Origin of the sequence: Myxococcus sp. CA039A (assembly GCF_013336645.1) — a bacterium.
Lineage (GTDB): Bacteria > Myxococcota > Myxococcia > Myxococcales > Myxococcaceae > Myxococcus > Myxococcus llanfairpwllgwyngyllgogerychwyrndrobwllllantysiliogogogochensis.
In genome coordinates, this window is the sequence record NZ_JABUMQ010000257.1 from 1 (window position 1) to 16,993 (window position 16,993).

Here is a 16,993-nt window from a genome sequence, read left to right on the forward strand (position 1 = left end):
CTTCCCTCCGCCACCAGGGCCCGAGGGCCGTTCTCCGCCCCGGTCCGTCATCCGCCCCGCGCCCGACGCGCCACCCACGGCGGGTCGGCCCGAAGGCTGCGGCGTGCCGCCCTCCTGCGCCGCGCGCACGGACAGCGCCAGTCGCTTGCGCTGCAAATCCACGGTGAGCACACGCACCGTCAGCCGGTCCCCCACCTTCACCACCTCGGAGGGGTCCTTCACGAACTTCGTCGAAATCTGGGACACGTGGACAAGGCCATCCTGGTGCACGCCCACGTCCACGAAGGCGCCGAACGCGGTGACGTTCGTCACCACACCCTGGAGCACCATGCCCTCCTTCACGTCCTCCAGCGTGCGCAGGTCGTCCCGCATCACCGGCGCGGTGAAGTCGCCGCGAGGGTCCCTGCTCGGCTTCTCCAGCTCCGCGAGGATGTCCTTCAGCGTCAGCTCTCCCAGGTCCGGGCCCAGGTAGCGCTTGGGGTCGATTTTCCGCACCAGCGCGGCGTTCCCCACGAGCGAGCCCACCTCCACGCCCAGGTCCTTCGCCATGCGCTCCACCACCGAGTAGCGCTCCGGATGCACCGCGCTCGAGTCCAGCGGCTCCGGCCCTCGCACGCGCAGGAAGCCCGCCGCCTGTTCGAACGTCTTCGGCCCCAGGCCGCTCACCTTCAGCAACTCCCGCCGCGTGGTGAAGCGCCCCTTCGAGGCCCGGTGCGCCACCAGCTTCTTCGCCAGCGACGGGCCCACGCCGGACACGTGCTCCAACAGCTGCGGTGAGGCGGTGTTCACATCCACGCCCACCGCGTTCACGCACGAGTCCACCACCTCGCCCAGCTTCTTCTTCAAGAGCCCCTGGTCCACGTCGTGCTGGTACTGCCCGACGCCGATGCTCTTCGGGTCTATCTTCACCAGCTCCGCGAGCGGGTCCTGCAAGCGCCGGCCAATGGACACCGCGCCCCGCAGGCTGACGTCCATTTCCGGGAACTCGTCACGGGCCACCTCGGACGCCGAGTAGATGGACGCGCCCTGCTCGCTCACCGACACCACCGGCACCTGCGAGCCCAGGGCCTTCAGCGTGTCGCGAACGAAGGTCTCCGCCTCGCGGCTGCCCGTCCCGTTGCCTACCGCGATGAGCTCCGGCTTGTGCTTCTGCACCACGGCAGACAGCAGCTTCGCCGCGCGCACCCGCTCGTCCGCTCCGCGCTCCGAGTAGAGCGTCACCGTCTCCGCTACGCTGCCCGTGTTGTCCAGCATGGCCAGTTTGATTCCCGTGCGCAGGCCCGGGTCCAACGCGAGCACCGCGCGCGCCCCCGCCGGAGCGGTGAGCAGCAGGTGCCGCAGGTTCTCCCCGAAGACGCCAATGGCGCCCTTGTCCGCGCGCTCCTTCAGCTCCGCGCGCAGCTCCGACTCCAACGACGGCCCCAACAGCCGCTCCCAGCTGTCATCCACCGCGGCGCGCAGCTCCGAGGCGAAGAGGGACTGTGGCTTCGTCACCACGCGCCCACCGAGCAGCGCCTTCACCTCGTCATCCGGCATGTTGAGCTTCACCTTCAACACGCCCTCCTCCTCACCGCGCAAGAGCGCCAGCACGCGGTGCGACGGGGCCTGGGACAGGGGCTCCTCGTGGCCGTAGTAGTTCTCGAACTTGGTGGGCTCGTTCTTCTTCGCGGACACCACATCCGAGCGCAGCGTGCCCCGCTTCGCGCACACCTCGCGCGTCGCGCGGCGCAGACCCGCGTCCTCGCTCACCCGCTCCGCGCAGATGTCGCGCGCGCCCGCGAGCGCCGCCGCCAGGTCCGGCACCTCCTTCTCCGCGTTGACGAAGGGCCGCACCTTCGCGTCCGCGTCCTCGCCCCGCTTCCCCTCCTGCTTCCACAGGAGGTCCGCCAGGGGCTCCAGCCCCTTCTCCCGAGCGATGGCCGCGCGCGTGCGGCGCTTGGGTTTGTACGGCAGGTACAGGTCCTCCAGCTCGGTGCGCGTCTTGGCCGCCTTGAGTGCCTTCGCCAGCTCCGGCGTCAGCTTCCCCTGCTCCTCCACGGAGCGCAGAATCGTGTCGCGGCGCGAGTCCAGCTCGGTGCGCTCGGAGGCCTTGTCGAGGATGGTCTGGATTTGAACCTCGTCCAGCCCTCCCGTGACTTCCTTGCGATAGCGCGCGATGAAGGGAACGGTGGCTCCGTCGGCGTTCAGCGCCAGGGTGCGGTCCACCTGCTCGGGCCGGAGCCCCAGCTCCTGCGACAACTCAGCGGCGTAGGCGTGCATGACGCCCCTTCTATAACCCGGTCCCCACGCGGCTCCCAGCGCACGTCACCCGCGCTGTCGGGACTCCCACTCAGAGCGCAACAGTCCCCAGTATTGCTGGTCCTTGCGCTCCCCGCGCAGCATGCAGTGCCCGCGCATCGTCCCCTCCAGCGTGAAGCCCAGCTTGCGCGCCACGCCCTGGGACGCCAGGTTCTCCGACAGCGTCGTCAGCCACACCCGCTCCAGGAAGGGCAAGGTGAAGAGGCGCTCCAGCATCATCCCCACCGCGCGCGAGCCCAACCCGCGCCCGTGGTACGCCTCCGACAACATGTAGCCCAGCTGCGCCCGACCATGCTCCCGGGACACGTCCCGAGCGGACACCGTGCCCACCCACGCGTCCTGGTACCGCACGAACCAGCGAAACCCCTTCGCCCGAGGCTCCTCCAGCGAGCTCGCCTCCAGGATGCGCTTCACCAGCGTCTCCGGCGAGTCCTCCTCGGTGTCCACGTAGCGCCGCGCGGCGGCTTCCGCGCGCAGCGACATCCAGAAGTCCACATGCTCGGGCCGGGCGGGAACGAGGAGGAGGTCCGAAGCCGAGGAGCCAGTCGTCATGGCCCGACTTCTAACGCGTTCCACCTCGGAGGACTGCCTCCGCGGCAGCGCCCCTCGCTCCGCCGGAGAGCCGCCGACCTCAAGGCCAGCGGCGCTCGTGCCTCGAAGGGCCCTACGGAGTCACGCCGACGTCAGTCGGCGTTTGAGGCGATGATGGTGGCGATGATGATGACGGGGATGGTGATGGCAGGCGTAGTCCCGCCCACCGCCCCCTCGAGCTGCCCCAGCTGATTCACGTCCAGGGTGCGAAGGGTCTCCTTCTTCAGCGACAGCTTCTTGATGCTTTGCGCAGTCATGGCGTCTCCGAGTCCTGGTGAATGCAACACACCGCACCGAGCCCCCTGGCTCGGCCATTCGTCAGGTTAGACGGACGCCGAATCCCGCACACCTGGGTGCGAAGACACTCACGCCCGAGACGCGGCGAGGGCCGCCACCGGAGCGTCCTGGCTCTCGGCGCGGCCCTCGTCCCCCCCTCGCGTGGCGAGAGCGAGTGTCACGTCATCAGAGTTTGGTAATCGTCCCGTTCTCGATGCGGAAGTCCACGCGCGTGAACTTCGCCGCGAGCTCGCTGTCCGTCTTGAACGAGTAGTCCTTGGCCACCTCGGAGCTGGGGATGAGGTGGTAGGAGGCCAGCGCCTGCGTGCCCTTGAGCTCCATCACCACGAAGCCGTGCTCGTCACCATTGACGTAGCGCATGCCCGGGTTGGAGGCCATGAGCGAATCGTTCAACTGCGTGACGACGTACTTGTAGATGGGGCTGTTGGGCGAGTAGCCCGCGCCGAAGACGGCCAGACCCGCCAGCTCCTTGATGGAGCCGGAGGTAATCGCGGGCGCAGTCAGTGTGGGCACGCCCGACTCCTCCGACGCGAACGACGCGTGGATGTCGCCGGAGATGAACATCGCGTTCTTCACCTGGTTCGCCCGGACGAACGCCAGCAGCTCCTCCTTCTTCGTGGGGAAGCCGTCCCACTGGTCCACGCTGAAGTAGAACGCCTGACGCAGCGTCGCTTCACCGATGTCCGGCTTGTCGGACAGGTCGAACACCATGGACGTCATCGACACGGAGCTGACGACAATCTTCCAGGTGTTGGTCGACTGCAGCTGCGTCTGGAGCCACGCCTGCTGCGCCTGGCCGAGCACGTCCTCCGTGGCGCCCTGCGAGGCCCCATAGGTGAGGCGCGAGAACAAGTCATAGATGGGCTTCACCACGATGTAGCGCGAGCCCTGGATGCCGAACAGGCCCGCCTTGCCCATGTGCACGTAGGCCAGCCCCCGGGGCGCGCCCGTCGCGGAGAGCAGCGGAATCGCCGGCTGCTGCGCCGCCACACGCGCGGTGTTCACCGCCGTCAGCACCTGGTTGACGTAGAAGAGCGACTGGCCGCCCTTCACCCATGACCCGGCCTTCTCCGTGGCCTCCGCCTGGGTGAGGCCCGCGCCCATCGCCTGCTGCACGTACGCGCCCTGCAACACCGCCTTCTGCACGGCGTGCTCCGCCGCGTCGATGTCCACGTAGGCGAACGTCTCCGACTGGAGCAGCGCCTGCACCGGCGCGGGCAGGTTCGGCAGCGCCACGGCCAGCAGCTGCGCGGGCACCGCCACCCGGCCCGGGTACGCGTCCTCGGGGATGAGGTGGTCCGGACGGAAGGTGCGGTAGTCGGCCACCGCCAGCTTCAGCGCCTTGCCGAACTCGAAGTCACGGTAGACGCGCGTGTTCGGGTACACCGGCGCGGCCGCCGGGTCCATGGCGCCCTCCGCCGAGTTCGTGTTGTCCAGCGGGATGTACTCGAAGAAGGCCCGCTCCGAGTTCTGCTTGCGCTCCAACTGCAGCTCCGACGCGCGCCCATCCAGGTACGTCGCGTTGGGCCCCCAGCTGTCGTCGGAGAACTCATGGTCGTCCCAGATGACGATGAACGGGTAGCGCTCGTGGACCTTCTGGATGATTTTGTCCGTGCGCAGCGTCTTGTAGAGGTCGCGGTAGTTGGACAGCGAGTTGGCCGCGAAGAAGGCCCTCAGCCCCGTGCCCACCTTCAGCGCCTTCTCCGGCTCGCTGAACTTCACCGTCCGGGTGTCGCCGCCCGACTGGAAGGACGGGTCGCCCGTCGTCTCGTAGACGTAGTCACCCAGGAACACGACGAAGTCCAGGTCCTCGTCGAGCTGCAGCAGCCGCTGCCACGCGTTGTAGTAACGGCCGATGTAGTCCTGGCAGCTGGCGAAGGCGAACTTCACCGCCACGTCATCCCCGGCCGCCGGCGCCGTGCGGGTGCGGCCCGTCGCCGTCGTGTACTTCTGCCCGCCCGTCTCGAAGGTGAAGCGGTAGTAGTACGTCGTGCGCGGCGACAGGTTCGTCACCTTCACCTTCAGCGCATGGTCATTCGCCACCAGCGCCGTGAAGCTCCTGTCCAACACCAGGCTCGAGAAGCTCTCGCTCGTCGACACCTCCAGCCGCACCGGCGCATCCGCGCCCGCGTTGTCGGGGTTCACCGCGCGCACCCACAACACCACGCTGTCCGGACGCGGATCTCCCGAACAGATGGACTGAGGGAAGTACTTCGCACCGTCATGGGTCTGCGTGTCGTCGTCGGAACAGCCGAATGAGGTGCTTGCCGCGACGGCAACCACGGCCTGCAGGAAGCTGCGACGCTTCAATCTGTCGAACAAGGCGGGACTCCCGAAATGGAGCGCGGGTGAAGGACCAGCGCGCGCGAGTCTACGGCCCTCGTCCATCACTCCGGAAACATCCCCGCCACGCCTCCGACACAACGCACCGTGTCAGCACTCCGCGACGCACGCGACTCACGCGGCCCGCATGAAACACGACGGGGCTGCCCTCGACTGGAGAGGACAGCCCCGAACGGCGTGTCGAGAGGCGGCTCGCGAGGAGCCGCCGTCACCGACTCACTTCACGGCCTTCACGCGCGGGCGCTTCTCGGTGGTGGCCTCGGCGGGAGCCTCCTCCGCGGCGGGAGCGGCGGCGGCGCCCGGGCCCTTCGCGATGCCGTACTTCTCCAGCACGCGCGCCTCAATCTCCTTCGCCACCTCCGGGTGCTCCCGCAGGTAGTCCTTCGCGTTCTCACGGCCCTGGCCGATGCGCTCTCCATTGAAGGAGAACCAGCTGCCGCTCTTCTCCACGATGTTGTCGTTGGAGGCCAGGTCGATGAGGTCGCCCTCACGGGAGATGCCCGAGCCGTACATGATGTCGAACTCGACCTCCTTGAACGGAGGGGCCACCTTGTTCTTCACGACCTTCACGCGGGTGCGGCTGCCCACCACGTTATCGCCGTTCTTGATGGCGCCGATGCGGCGGATGTCCATGCGCTGCGACGCGTAGAACTTCAGCGCGTTGCCGCCCGTCGTCGTCTCCGGGTTGCCGAACATCACGCCAATCTTCATGCGAATCTGGTTGATGAAGATGACGCACGTCTGGCTCTTGGAGATGGTGCCCGTGAGCTTGCGCAGCGCCTGGCTCATGAGGCGCGCCTGCACGCCCATGTGCGCGTCGCCCATCTCGCCCTCGAGCTCCGCCTTGGGGACGAGCGCGGCCACCGAGTCCACCACCAGCACGTCGATGGCGCCCGAGCGCACCAGCATCTCCGCGATTTCGAGCGCCTGCTCACCGGTGTCCGGCTGGCTCAGGAGCAGGTCGTCGGTGCGCACGCCCAGCTTGCGCGCATAGCCCACGTCCAGCGCGTGCTCCGCGTCCACGTAGCCGCAGATGCCACCGCGCTTCTGCGCCTCCGCGACGATGTGGAGACACAGCGTCGTCTTGCCGGAGGACTCCGGTCCGAAAATCTCGATGATTCGGCCCTTCGGCACGCCGCCCACGCCCAAGGCGATGTCCAAGGAAATCGAGCCCGTCGAAATGGCCTGCACGTCGTGCATCAGCGGCTCGTCGTTGCCGAGCCGCATGATCGAACCCTTACCGAACTGGCGCTCCACCGCGGACATCGCCAGCTCGATCGCCTTTTCCTTCTCCTGATTCACGGCCATTTGACTTGAGCTCCTTGTATTGGCGAGCCACCCCGGCTCACCTGAACGCGCTTTTAGTACGCGATGGGTAGACCCTAGTCCACCCCTCTGACATCCGTGTTGCATCCTGTCGGTCAGCTAGCTCTCGCGGAGGGCAGCCAGGAGGACGGCGACCGCGCCTGCCACACCTGCCCACAGCCCCCCGGCGTGGCCGGCCGACCCCAGGGCCAACAGCAGCCCGTAGCCCGACACGAGGGCCAGCAGGCCCAGGCCCAGCCGGTACACGGGACTGCGAGGCGGGGCAAGCCACAAGGCCATCATCGCCATCACGCTCAGGCCCACCTGCAAGGTCACCGTGCCTTCGACGATGCCCGGCCGCAGCAGCTCCTCGAGGACCTGGGCCAGCAGCCCGCCGGTGAGCACGGTGGCGGGCACTCCGGCCCCGAAATCGAAGACGCTCTTGCGGCCGCCGGGCCGGGCCGCGGTGTTGGCGCGCAGGTGCTTGAGGTCGTCGGGCTCGACTTCCAGGGCGTAGGGAAAGCCCAGGGACAGGAGCGCCTCCACCGCCACCGCGCGGCAGGAGCGCCCGTCGGCGTCCACCAGTCCGTCCAGCCTTCCGCCGTCGAGCAGCCGGTGCAGGGTGTCCGCCACCTGCCGCTCCCCGCCGCCGGTCCCCAACTGCTTCAGGACTTCATTGAGGCGCGCGGCCGCCTCGGGCCGCTCCGCCTGGGAGGCCCCCACGGCCTGCTCCACCCGCACCAGCACCGGCAGGGGCAGCTCCACCGGAGGCGTGGGCCGTCCGGCCGCCTCTGACGGAGGAGGTGCCCAGGCGGCGAGGTCCGCCAGACGCTCCTCGTCCGCGCCCTCCTCGGGTCTGGAGCTGGGTGGATGTGTGCGCGTGGCGTCCGACACGGGGAGACTGTATCCACGGAGGCCCGCGCGGTTCAAAGAGACGGTGTCCGCAACTTCTTGCGGGTAACGGGGTTGAAGTCGACCGTGGACGTGGATTCGGACGCACAGGCGATGCTGAAGGTGGCCGCGGGGGACCGTCGGGCGTTCGCCTGGCTGTTCGACCGCTACCATGCGAGCGTGGCGCGTTTCGCCTTCCGCTTCGTGGGAGACAGGGAGCGCGCGGAGGAGCTGACGCAGGACATCTTCGTGAAGCTCTACCGCAACGCGAAGGCGTACCAGCCCACGGCGCGCTTCAAGACGTTCCTGTTCCGGGTGGCCACCAATCACTGCCTCAACGAAGTACGGCGCGGGGAGTACCGCGTGGCCCACACGTCCACCGAGGCGCCGGACGGCGAGGAGACCGGAGGCGTGGAGATGGCGGGGCCGGACGGCGACAGGCCGGACCAGGCGCTGGCGGGACGGGAGCTGGAGCAGGCGGTGGGCGACGCGCTCCGCGACATGAGTGACCGGGAGCGCGCGGCCTTCACCATGTGCCGCTTCGAGGGCATGGCCTACCGGGACATCGCGGAGGCGCTGGAGGCGAGCGAGTCCGCCGTGAAGAGCCTCATCCACCGGGCGACGCTGGCGGTGGCGCGCAGGATTGAAGAGCTGCAGGCGGGCACCGTGCCCGCGAGGAGCAGGGCATGAGCTGTCATTTCGAGGAAGACCTCACGGCCTACGTGGACGGCGAGCTGCCCGCGGCCCGCCGCGAGCAAGTCGCATCCCACCTGGTCGGCTGCACCGGGTGCCGCGCGACGGAGGCGCTCCTGCGCCACACGGTGGCAAGGGTTGCGGAGTTGCCGGACTTCGTGCCGTCGGCGGACACGAGGCGCGCGGTGCTGGCGAAGCTGGATGCGCTGCCGGTGCCGTGGTGGGAGCGGCTGCGGACGTTGCTGCGCCCGGCGGTGCTGGTGCCCTCCGCGGGGCTGGCCGTGGCGGTGGGGCTGGCGCTGGTGGTGGTGGGGCCGGGCCCCGAGGCACCCGAGGAGCTGGAGGACCCGGCGGTGATGGAGCTGGCGGCGAACCTGGAGCTGGTCGAGGACTACGAGCTGTTGGGGCTCGACAGCCCCGAGGACCTGGAGGTCGTCGCGAGCCTCCACGAACTGGAGGCGGCGCAATGACGGGCCGGACGTGGATGGCGCTGGGCCTGATGGTGGCGCTGCTGACGGGTGTGGGCGCGCGCGCGGAGACGGAGCGGCCGGCGACGGCGGCCGAGCGCTTCGAGAAGATGACGCCGGAGCAGAAGCAAGCGCTGCGCGGAAAGCTGCGCGAGTTCAAGTCGCTGCCGAAGGACGAGCAGACGCGCATCCGGGGCAACCTGGAGCGCTGGCGCAAACTGCCCCCCGAGGAGCGCGAGCGGCTGCGCGCCAACCAGCGGGAGCTGCGCAAGCTCAACGTCGCCGAACGGCAGGCCCTGCGTGAGCAGGCGCGCGAGCTGAGGAAGATGGACCCGGAGCGGCGCGCCGCGATGCGCCAGCGGATGAAGGCCTACCTGCGGGAGAACCCGGAGCGGCGCGAGCAGCTCATGGAGAACATGCGCCGCTGGCGGCAGATGACGCCCGAGCAACGCCAGGAGATGCGAGAGCGCGTGCGCGAGAGGCGGCGCCGGTGAGCCCCGCCTCGCCGCTCGTGTTGTTCATGGCGCTCGTGGCGGCCCCGGTGGCTCTTGGCGCGAGCCCGTCGGAGACTCCTCGCACCGAGGAAGCTCCCCTCCCCCCGGTCCCCGCCAGGACGCCGTCGCGTGAGCCCACCCGACCCGCGACAGTCCTGTCAGAGGAGGACCGCGAGGTGGTGGAGAACCTGGAGCTGCTGGAGAGCATGGACGCCGCCGAGGACCTGGAGCTGCTGATGGAGCTGGCCCAGCAGGACTGAGCGCTCCCCGCGCGGCACGAAGTCCTCCCGAGAACGACGAAAGCCCGAGCTCCCTCGAGGGGAACCCGGGCTTCGCGTACGTCAGGGACGCTCGAGCGGCGGCTACTCCACCGTCACGCTCTTGGCGAGGTTGCGCGGCTGGTCCACGTCATTCCCGCGCATCTCCGCCACGTGGTACGCGAGGAGCTGGAGCGGAATGGTGGCAATCACGGGCGCGAGCAGCGCGCACGCCGCCGGAACCCGGATGACGTGGTCGGCGAGCCCGCCCACCTGGTCGTCGTCCTCGTCGATGACGGCGATGACCTTGCCGCCGCGCGCGCGGACCTCCTCGATGTTGCCGATGATCTTCTCGTAGGCCACGTGCGGCTTCTTCGGCGCGATGACCACCACCGGCATCTTCTCGTCGATGAGCGCAATCGGGCCGTGCTTCATCTCGCCACCCGCGTAGCCCTCCGCGTGGATGTACGAAATCTCCTTCAGCTTCAGCGCGCCCTCCAGCGCCACCGGGTGCATGGGGCCGCGGCCGAGGAAGAGGAAGTCCTGCGAGTTCATGAACTCACGGGCCACGCGCTTCACGGCCGGCTCGCACTTGAGCACCTCTTCAATCATCTTCGGGATTTCCGTCAGATGGGTGAGGTGCTCCTGCGCCGCCGCCACGGACAGCGTGCCGCGCATGCGGCCCAGCTTCACCGCCAGCAGGTAGAGAGCGACCAGCTGCGTGGTGAACGCCTTGGTGGACGCGACGCCAATCTCCGGACCGGCGTTGGTGAGGACGGAGAACTCCGCCTCACGCGTCATCGCGCTGCCAATGACGTTGCAGATGGCCATCGCCGTGGCCCCGCGCGCCTTGGCCTCCTTGAACGCCGCCAGCGTGTCCGCCGTCTCACCCGACTGGCTGATGGCGATGGCCAGGTGTGAGGACTCGACAATCGGGTCGCGGTAGCGGAACTCGCTCGCCAGCTCCACTTCCACCGGGAGCCGCGCCAGCGTCTCAATCATGTGCTTGCCGGCCACGCCCGAGTGCCACGACGTGCCGCACGCCAGGATGGTGATTTTCGTCAGCGAGCGGACCTTCTCGGGCGTCATGTTCCAGCCCTCGAAGTGGACGTCGCCCTCGGTCAGGAGCATCCGGCCGCGCAGCGTGTCCGCGACGGCGCGGGGCTGCTCCCAGATCTCCTTGTGCATGAAGTGCTTGTAGCCGCCCTTCTCCGCCATCATCGGCGTCCAGTCGATGCGGCGGGTGGCGCGGTTCACCGGCTGACCCTGGCGGTTGAAGATGTCCACCTTGGCGGCGGTGACGATGGCCAGGTCACCCTCCTCCATGTAGACGATGTCGCGCGTGTGCTCGAGCACCGCGGGCACGTCGCTGGCGATGAAGTTCTGCCCCTCGCTCAGCCCCAGCACCATGGGCGACGCGTTCTTCGTGCAGACGATGCGGTGGGGGTCCGTCGCGCTCACCACCGCCAGCGCGTACGTGCCCTTCACCTGGTCAATGGCCCCGCGCACCGCGTCCGGCAGCTCCTTGCCGGCCTCCAGCTCATCCGAGATGAGGTGGGCGAAGACCTCCGTGTCCGTCTCCGACGAGAACACGTGGCCCTTGGCGCGAAGCTGCGCCTTCAGTGACAGGTGGTTCTCGATGATGCCGTTGTGGACCACCGCGACGTTCTTGTACGTGTGCGGGTGCGCGTTCTCGTCCGAGGGACGGCCGTGCGTGGCCCAACGGGTGTGGCCAATGCCGATGTTGCCTTGCGGCTGGTCCGCCACCACCCGGTTCTCCAGGTTGCGCAGCTTCCCCGTGGCGCGCACCACGTTGAGCTGGTTGCGATTGACCACCGCGACGCCCGCCGAGTCATACCCCCGGTACTCGAGCTTCTTGAGCCCGGACACCAGGATGGGAGCCGATTCCTTGTCACCGACGTAACCAACAATCCCGCACATATTCAGACCTCTCTCTCACGCCCACGCCCGCCGGAGCAAACCGAGGGATACCCATACTTCTCTGGGAGTGGCTGTCAGGCCGCTCCCCAAGCAAGAGCCACGCCCGCGCTCAACCGCCCTTCGCCGCGCGGCGCGCCTTCTTCGCGGCCACCCAGCCTTCCTTCGTCACCTGTGGCGCGCGTGACACAGCGAGGCTGCCGGGCGGCACATTTTTCGTCACCGTGGTGCCCGCCCCCACGTAGGCGCCGTCCCCCACCTTCACGGGAGCGACGAGCTGCGTGTCGGAGCCGATGAAGACGCCGTCTCCCAGCTCCGTGAGGCTCTTGTTCACCCCGTCATAGTTACAGGTGATGGTGCCCGCGCCCACGTTGCAGCCCGCGCCAATCTTGGCGTCACCCAGATAAGTCAGGTGGTTGGCCTTGGTCCCCTTGCCGATCTGCGCCTTCTTCGTTTCCACGAAGTTACCCAGATGCACATCCTCGGCCAGCTCCGTCCCGGGACGCAGGCGAGCGAACGGGCCAATGACGTTCCGCACGCCGACCTTCGCCTCCTCCAACACGGAGTAGGGCTTGAGCACGGAGCCGTCCGCCACGGTGGAGGCGCTCACCACACAGCCGGGGCCGATGGTGACGTTCTCCCCCACCACGGTGCCCGCCGTCAGCACCACCCCGGGGCCCACCTCGCTGTCGGCGCCCACCACCACGTCCTCTTCGATGAAGGTCGTGTCGGGGTCCAACAGGGTAACGCCGGCGCGCATGTGCGCCTCGTTGATGCGGCGCTGGAGCACCCGCGCCCGCGCCGCCAGCTCCACCTTGTCATTCACGCCCGCGGTCTCCGTGGCGTCCACGTCCACGGTGCCCACGCGCCCCTGCTTCGAGGCGAGTTCCACCAGGTCCGTCAGGTAGTACTCGCCCTGCGCATTGTTCGGTTTGATTTCGGCCAGCGCCTTCCAGAGGAAGGCCGCGTCGACGGAGTAGATGCCCGCGTTGCACTCCTTCACCGCGCGCTGCTCGGCGGTGGCGTCCTTCTGCTCCACCACCCGCACCACCCGGCCCCCCTCGCGAAGGACGCGGCCGTAGCCGGTGGGGTCGTCGAGCATCGTCGTCACCATTGCCAGCACCCCGCCCGCCTCGTCGTGCGCGGCGAGCAGCGCCGCCAGCGTCTCCCGACGGAGCAGGGGCACATCCCCGTACAGGATGAGGACCCGGCCGGAGAACCCCTTCAGGGCCTCTTCCGCCGAGCGCACCGCGTCCGCCGTCCCGCGCTGCTCACGCTGGAGCGCGAAGCGCAGGGGCGCGTCCGGAAACAACGCCCGGACTTCCTTCTCCACGCTCTCCGATTGATGGCCCACGACGGGCACCACCGTGGAGGCGCCAAGCTCGAGCGCTCGCTTGAGGGGATATGCGCACAGGGGCTTTCCGAGGATGGCGTGAAGGACTTTCGCCTTCTTCGACTTCATCCGCGTGCCCTTGCCCGCACACAACACCACCGCCGACAGAGCTGTCATGCGGCGGAGAATTAGGGACAGGGAATCGAGTCGTCAACCGCGCGAGGCTCCGAAGTCTCGGAGGTGTTGTCAGGTCGCGGCTTCGCGCTCACGGCCACGCACAGCGCGTTGCTCTTCACCGTGATTCCGAAGCTCGGCTTGAGAAAGAGCGTGACCCGCCCCGAGGGCGGAACAGACCCGGACCGGGTCGGTTTCTCAGGTGTGACCGGTGCGCTCATTTGCTCCCCCAGTCGCGACTCATGACCGGGGAAGGATGCACCCTCTTGAAAAACAATCCAAGAGGAAAATTGTTGCTGAGTTGAAATCATGGTCCGGTGCGGACAGTTCGTGCATACCGGGAGAGGTGTAGTCGGTGCGGCGCCCCCGAGTCCCGGCCCCCAGGTGTGGGTGAGTGTCCGCCGGGTAACACAACATCCGCGACGAAGGCCAGCCACAAGGTATTGATTGCGCCCCCAGGAGGGGACTTTCCCGTGAACGACACGAGCTTCGAGAAGCAAGCCCCGCGCACGAGCGCGAGGGTGCTGGAGGCGACGGTGCGAGGGCTGGCGGTGGCGCTCGTATTGATGGCGTGTGTGGCGCACGCGGCGCGGCCGTACCGGGGTGGCGCGGTGGCCACGGCGTATCCGCCGGCCAGCGAAGCGGCCTTGAAGATGCTCGACAAGGGCGGCAACGCGGTGGACGCGGCGGTGGCGGCGGCCTTCGTGGCGGCGGTCGTCGGGCCGTACCACTCGGGGGTGGGCGGAGGCGGCTTCGCGCTGGTGCATGACGCGAAGTCCGGCGCGACGCGGGTGCTGGACTTCCGCGAGGTGGCGCCCAAGGCGGCCACGCGGGACATGTTCCTGAAGGACGGCAAGGTGGTGCCGGGGCTGTCCACGGACGGCGTGCTGGCCGTCGCCGTGCCGGGCGCGGTGGCGGGATATCTGGAGCTGCTCAAGACGCACGGCACGCTGCCCCCGTCCGTTGTCCTGGCGCCGGCCATCGAAGCGGCGCGCAAGGGCCTGTGGGTGACGCCGCGCTACCGCAGCATGGCCGAGGGCCGGCTGGAGTGTCTGCGCAAGGACCCGGAGGCGACCCGCGTCTTCCTCGTCAAGAACGAGCAGGGCGAACATGTCGTCCCGCCCATCGGCCACCTGCTGCGCCAGCCGGACCTGGCGCGCACGCTCGCGAGCGTCGCGAAGAGCGGCCCCAAGGGCTTCTACTCGGGCGCGGTGGCCAAGGGCATCGTCGACACGGTGCAGGCGGGCGGCGGTGTGCTCACGCTGGAGGACCTGGCGTCCTACAAGACGCGCAAGCGCGAGCCGCTGGAGGGCAGCTACCGCGGCCACCGCATCCTCACCATGCCTCCGCCGAGCGCGGGCGGCGTGGCGGTGCTCCAGGTGCTGGGCGCCATGGAGCAGCTGCGGCCCCAGGGCTTCGGCTTCAGGGACCCGGAGGCCTTGCACCTGTACGTGGAGGCGTTGCGGCGCGCGTACGTGGACCGCGCCAAATACCTGGGGGACCCGGACTTCGCCGACGTGCCCACCGCGCGGCTCATCTCCAAGGGACACATCGCGGACCTGGCGGGCTCCATCGACCCGAAGAAGGTGACGTCCAGCCTGGCGCTCCTGCCCCAGACGGCGGGCACGCAGGGCTCCACGCTGACGGACAAGCCCGTGACGCTGACGCCGGAGCCGGAGCGCAAGAACACCACGCACATCTCCGTCGTGGACAAGCAGGGCAACGCGGTGGCGCTGACGGCCACGGTGAACTACGGCTTCGGCTCGTGCGTCGTCGCCAAGGGCACCGGCGTGCTGCTGAACGACGAGATGGACGACTTCGCCGCGCAGCCCGGCGTGCCCAACGCGTACGGACTCGTCACCGGCGAGCCCAACGCGATTCAGCCCGGCAAGGTGCCCCAGTCTTCCATGTCGCCCACACTGGTGTTCTCCAAGGAGGACCCCAAGCGCGTCATGCTCGCGGTGGGCAGCCCGGGCGGGTCCACCATCCCCACCACCGTCATCCAGGTCATCAGCAACATGGTGGACAGCGGCATGGACGTGGCGCGCGCGGTGAATGAAGGCCGCGTCCACCACCAGTACCTGCCGGACGAGTTGTGGGTGGACAAGTGGGGCCTGGAGCCGGCCACACTGTCGGCACTGGAGGCCAAGGGGCACAAGGTGCGACGCGTGGACCAGTGGGGCGACGCGGAGGCGGTGTTCATCGACCCGAAGACAGGACTGCGCTTCTCCGCGAGCGACCCGCGCAACGAGGGCCTCTCCCTGGGACAGGATTGAGACCGTGCCCGAGCCCCTGCCCATCTTCGACGCGCACCTGCACCCGGAAGGCCTGAGCGATCAGGACCTCGAGTCGATGCGTTTCTTCGGAGTGGAGCGGGCGCTCGTGGTGGCGCACCACTTCCCGGAGCCCACGTCCAAGGCCCTGCTGCGCCACTTCGACGACGTGGTGGAGCGGCAGCTCCCCCGGCTGGAGAAGGTGGGCATCCGCGCCTACGCCGCGCTGGGTGTCCACCCTCGCTGCATCCCCCGGCGCGGCCTGTCGGAGGTCCTCTCCGCGCTGCCCGACTACTTCCAGGGCGGCCGCGTCGTCGCCCTGGGCGAGACGGGGCTGCACGCGGGCGGAGAGGAAGAAGAAGAGGCCTTCCTGGAGCAGCTCGCGCTGGCGCGAAGCCTCAAGCTGCGCGTCGTCGTGCACACGCCCCTGGCGGACAAGGAGCGCCACACGCGCCGCATCCTGATGCTGCTGCGCCAGTCCGGCGTGCTGCCCTCGCGCGTGCTGGTGGACCACGCCACCGCGCGCACCGTGCGCACCATCCTGGAAGTGGGCCACTGGGCCGGTCTCACGCTGCATCCGGAGGCACTCGCCGCCGAGCGCGCCGTCGCGCTGGTGCGCAAGCTGGGCAGCGAACGGCTGGTGCTCAACTCCGACGCCGGTGACGGCGCCGGTGACATCCTGGGCCTGGCCCGCGTGGCCAACCTGCTCTCCAAGGCCCGCCTCTCCGAACGCGTCGTGCGCCGCGTCGCCCGGGACAACGCCGCCCGCTTCTTCCAGGTGGGCACCTGAGCCACACACGTCTGTGCCGCCCTTCACACCGACTCACACTTCAGGGCAGGTCGATTCACTTCCTGACTCCAGTCGGGTTGAATTTTTGCAACAAAAGACACCCCAATCCGTCCTCATTGGCGAGAGCGCATACGGGGAAGCCCCAGGCTCCGCCGCTGCTTTCACACTCCGGTTCGGGAGGGCCCTTTGCGTTCCACGTTCGTCATCGTCGCCGCCATCATGCTCGTGGGGTGCGGGGGTGCGTCGACCCGGCCCTCCGTTCGCACGGGCGACACGCAGGGGGCGCCCGCGCCGGAAGCCGGCCGCCTGCTCGCCGCCACACCCGAGCGCTTCATGGAAGCGTGTCGGCGCGACATCCAGGAGGCCCGTGGCGCGGTGGCGCGACTGACGGCGCCCGGCGCCCGGCGCCTGGCGACCCATGCCCTGCTCACCACCTATGACGACGCCGTGGCGCTCCTGGACGACGCGGTCGGCCGGTCTGGCATCGGCGCCAACGTGCACCCGGACGGCGCCTTCCGGGCCGCCGCGGAGCGGTGTGAGCAGGCCGTGGAGCGGGTGCGCACGGACATCTCGTTGGACCGCCGCGTCTACGACGTGCTGGCCTCGTTGGAGTTGGAGGGGCAGGACGCGCTGACCCGTCGCTGGGTGGCGCGGGTGCTCAAGGGCTTCCAGCGCGCGGGCGTGGACCGGGACGAAGCCACGCGGGAGCGGGTGCGCGTGCTCCAGGAGGAGCTCATCGTCCTGGGCCAGGAGTTCAGCCGCCACATCCACGAGGACGTGCGTCACCTGGACGTGGCCCCGTCAGCGCTGGCGGGCCTGCCGGAGGACTACGTCCGCGCCCACCCGCCC

At 69.0% G+C, this 16,993-nt stretch carries 14 protein-coding genes and 1 pseudogene; 7 read left to right on the plus strand and 8 right to left on the minus strand.

Features of this window, described 5'->3' with window-relative positions:
- From HR086_RS33530 to HR086_RS33555, 6 genes are all read right to left on the minus strand, one after another.
- The coding region (locus HR086_RS33530) for a Tex family protein (protein WP_174467668.1) at positions 1 to 2,259 on the minus strand (2,259 nt) is incomplete at its 3' end.
- A gap of 45 nt (positions 2,260 to 2,304) precedes the next feature.
- Positions 2,305 to 2,850: a GNAT family N-acetyltransferase gene (locus HR086_RS33535; RefSeq protein WP_174467669.1), complete on the minus strand. Its 546-nt coding sequence runs from the start codon at positions 2,848 to 2,850 to the stop codon at positions 2,305 to 2,307.
- A 131-nt stretch (positions 2,851 to 2,981) separates the two neighbouring features.
- Entirely contained in the window at positions 2,982 to 3,146 is a 165-nt protein-coding gene (locus HR086_RS33540; protein ID WP_174454774.1) for a class I lanthipeptide, read from the minus strand.
- Between the two features lie 205 nt (positions 3,147 to 3,351).
- Complete coding sequence (locus HR086_RS33545) at positions 3,352 to 5,508, minus strand: alkaline phosphatase (RefSeq protein ID WP_254623902.1); 2,157 nt, start codon at positions 5,506 to 5,508, stop codon at positions 3,352 to 3,354.
- A gap of 237 nt (positions 5,509 to 5,745) precedes the next feature.
- Positions 5,746 to 6,837, minus strand: a complete 1,092-nt coding sequence (gene recA / locus HR086_RS33550; protein WP_141648877.1) for a recombinase RecA — start codon at positions 6,835 to 6,837, stop codon at positions 5,746 to 5,748.
- Between the two features lie 117 nt (positions 6,838 to 6,954).
- On the minus strand, positions 6,955 to 7,728 hold the full coding sequence (locus HR086_RS33555; RefSeq protein WP_174467671.1) for a hypothetical protein: 774 nt from the start codon (positions 7,726 to 7,728) through the stop codon (positions 6,955 to 6,957).
- An 84-nt stretch (positions 7,729 to 7,812) separates the two neighbouring features.
- Here HR086_RS33555 and HR086_RS33560 point away from each other — a divergent pair, with 84 nt between their 5' ends.
- Genes HR086_RS33560 through HR086_RS33575 form a run of 4 tightly spaced genes read left to right on the plus strand, consistent with a single transcriptional unit; the run spans position 7,813 to position 9,639 of the window.
- Complete coding sequence (locus tag HR086_RS33560; RefSeq protein ID WP_246137821.1) at positions 7,813 to 8,415, plus strand: RNA polymerase sigma factor; 603 nt, start codon at positions 7,813 to 7,815, stop codon at positions 8,413 to 8,415.
- Complete coding sequence (locus tag HR086_RS33565) at positions 8,412 to 8,888, plus strand: anti-sigma factor (RefSeq protein ID WP_174467672.1); 477 nt, start codon at positions 8,412 to 8,414, stop codon at positions 8,886 to 8,888. The genes HR086_RS33560 and HR086_RS33565 overlap by 4 nt, the downstream gene beginning before the upstream one ends.
- Entirely contained in the window at positions 8,885 to 9,379 is a 495-nt protein-coding gene (locus HR086_RS33570) for a DUF3106 domain-containing protein (protein ID WP_174467673.1), read from the plus strand. The genes HR086_RS33565 and HR086_RS33570 overlap by 4 nt, the downstream gene beginning before the upstream one ends.
- Positions 9,376 to 9,639, plus strand: a complete 264-nt coding sequence (locus HR086_RS33575; protein WP_174467674.1) for a hypothetical protein — start codon at positions 9,376 to 9,378, stop codon at positions 9,637 to 9,639. Before HR086_RS33570 ends, HR086_RS33575 begins: the two co-directional genes overlap by 4 nt.
- Positions 9,640 to 9,741: 102 nt before the next feature.
- Here HR086_RS33575 and glmS read toward each other — a convergent pair whose 3' ends face one another.
- Together glmS and glmU are read right to left on the minus strand one after the other, a co-directional pair.
- Complete coding sequence (gene glmS, locus HR086_RS33580; protein WP_141649119.1) at positions 9,742 to 11,577, minus strand: glutamine--fructose-6-phosphate transaminase (isomerizing); 1,836 nt, start codon at positions 11,575 to 11,577, stop codon at positions 9,742 to 9,744.
- 109 nt (positions 11,578 to 11,686) lie between these two features.
- Complete coding sequence (gene glmU, locus HR086_RS33585) at positions 11,687 to 13,096, minus strand: bifunctional UDP-N-acetylglucosamine diphosphorylase/glucosamine-1-phosphate N-acetyltransferase GlmU (protein WP_220137960.1); 1,410 nt, start codon at positions 13,094 to 13,096, stop codon at positions 11,687 to 11,689.
- A 551-nt stretch (positions 13,097 to 13,647) separates the two neighbouring features.
- Between glmU and ggt the strand changes: the two genes are divergently transcribed.
- The 3 genes and pseudogenes from ggt to HR086_RS33600 form a co-directional block, all read left to right on the plus strand.
- Positions 13,648 to 15,357, plus strand: a complete 1,710-nt coding sequence (gene ggt / locus HR086_RS33590) for a gamma-glutamyltransferase (protein WP_174467676.1) — start codon at positions 13,648 to 13,650, stop codon at positions 15,355 to 15,357.
- A gap of 4 nt (positions 15,358 to 15,361) precedes the next feature.
- Entirely contained in the window at positions 15,362 to 16,144 is a 783-nt protein-coding gene (locus HR086_RS33595; RefSeq protein ID WP_174467675.1) for a TatD family hydrolase, read from the plus strand.
- 186 nt (positions 16,145 to 16,330) lie between these two features.
- Positions 16,331 to 16,993 (plus strand): annotated as a pseudogene (locus HR086_RS33600) (peptidase M3); the annotation flags it as partial.